The sequence below is a fragment of the Acinetobacter sp. ANC 4636 genome (assembly GCF_054454555.1).
Map to the genome: position 1 here is coordinate 1 of NZ_JBTKVD010000040.1, position 1,846 is coordinate 1,846.

A 1,846-nucleotide genomic window follows, 5' to 3' on the forward strand; every position below is an offset into this window, starting at 1 on the left:
GTGAAAGCGCTGATGTAGATATTGCCTATGCAGTGCAAGAGATTAATACGCAACGTGCATTATCGGAAGGACGCCGCTTAGTCGGTCGTAAAATTGGATTGACGTCAAAGGTTGTTCAAACTCAATTGGGCGTGGACCAGCCTGATTTTGGTATGTTGTTTGCCGATATGGCTTATGGTGACGGTGAAGCCATTCCAGCAGGTTTATTGATCCAACCTAAAGTGGAAGCTGAAATTGCGTTAGTCATTAATCAGGATTTAACCCAAAAAGCACACACCTATGCAGACATTATCAGTGCAACCGAATATGCACTCCCTGCCATAGAAGTCGTGGATAGCCGTATCGAAAACTGGAAAATCTCATTGATTGATACCGTTGCTGATAATGCCTCTTCAGCAGCTTATGTTTTAGGTTCACGCCCTGTGAAACTCGAACAGCTTGATCTTGTAAATTGCAAAATGACCATGACCCGTGGCAACGAAGTGGTTTCGCAAGGTGTTGGCAAAGCCTGTCTGTCTAACCCATTAAATGCGGCTGTTTGGCTGGCGGATGAAATGGTGCGTCGTGGTCGTCCACTTCTTGCAGGCGATATTATTTTAACGGGTGCGCTCGGACCGATGGTGGTCGCGAACCCAGGTGATGAATTTCACGTTGAAATCGAAGGTTTTGGTTCAGTAACAGCTGCTTTTGCTGCTGAATAATCTAGTTCTTTAGGGAAGTTGTTCATGAAAAAGATTAAATGTGCATTGATTGGGCCAGGGAATATTGGTACTGACTTGCTTTACAAACTTCAACGTAGTGACATTCTTGAGCCAGTCTGGATGGTCGGAATTGACCCAACCTCTGAAGGTTTGGCTCGTGCAGAAAAAATGGGCTTAAAAACCACCGCTGAAGGTGTCGATGGTTTGTTGCCACACGTGATCGCGGATGATATCAAGATCGCTTTTGATGCAACTTCTGCTTATGTCCATGCTGAAAACAGCCGTAAGTTGAATGCACTCGGTGTACAGATGATTGACTTGACGCCTGCCGCGATTGGTCCTTTCTGTGTCCCACCTGTGAATCTGGAAACCTTGCTTGAAGCAGGTGACTTGCCCAACGTCAACATGGTGACCTGTGGCGGACAGGCGACAATTCCAATGGTTGCTGCAATTTCACGTGTTCAACCTGTTGCATATGGCGAAATCATTGCCACAGTATCAACCCGATCTGTCGGTCCTGGTACGCGTAAAAATATCGATGAATTTACCCGTACCACAGCAGGCGCGATTGAAAAGGTCGGTGGTGCCAAACAAGGTAAAGCGATCATTATCATCAACCCGGCTGAGCCACCATTGATGATGCGTGACACCGTACACTGTCTGGTTGAAGGTGAACCCGATCAGGCTGCGATTACACAATCTGTACATGCCATGATCAAAGAAGTCCAAAAATATGTTCCAGGTTACACACTGGTGAACGGCCCAGTCTTTGATGGCAATCGCGTATCCATGTTCCTTGAAGTTGAAGGGCTAGGCGACTTCCTACCAAAATATGCGGGTAACCTTGACATTATGACTGCTGCGGCTGCCCGTACCGCAGAAATGTTTGCAGAACGTTTACTAGAAACAGCTGAAGCTTAAAAGGATCACCACATGTCTAAGATTATTATTAATGATATGACTTTACGTGATGGTATGCATCCAATGCGCCATCAAACTACACCTGAGCAAATGGTGAAAATTGCAACTGCACTGGACGATGCAGGTGTGCCTTTAATTGAAGTGACCCATGGTGACGGCTTAGGCGGTAACTCGGTCAACTATGGCTTTGCAGCAGCCAGCGATGAAGAATATCTCAAAGCAGT

2 protein-coding genes and 1 pseudogene are annotated in these 1,846 nt (G+C 46.3%); all 3 read left to right on the plus strand.

Going from position 1 to position 1,846, the window contains the following annotated elements:
* The coding region (locus tag ACX1N5_RS15670) for a 2-keto-4-pentenoate hydratase (RefSeq protein ID WP_458803564.1) at positions 1–701 on the plus strand (701 nt) is incomplete at its 5' end.
* A 24-nt stretch (positions 702–725) separates the two neighbouring features.
* A complete protein-coding gene (locus tag ACX1N5_RS15675; RefSeq protein ID WP_458803562.1) occupies positions 726–1,622 on the plus strand; it encodes an acetaldehyde dehydrogenase (acetylating) in 897 nt (298 codons plus the stop codon).
* Between the two features lie 12 nt (positions 1,623–1,634).
* Positions 1,635–1,846: pseudogene (locus ACX1N5_RS15680) on the plus strand (4-hydroxy-2-oxovalerate aldolase); the annotation flags it as partial.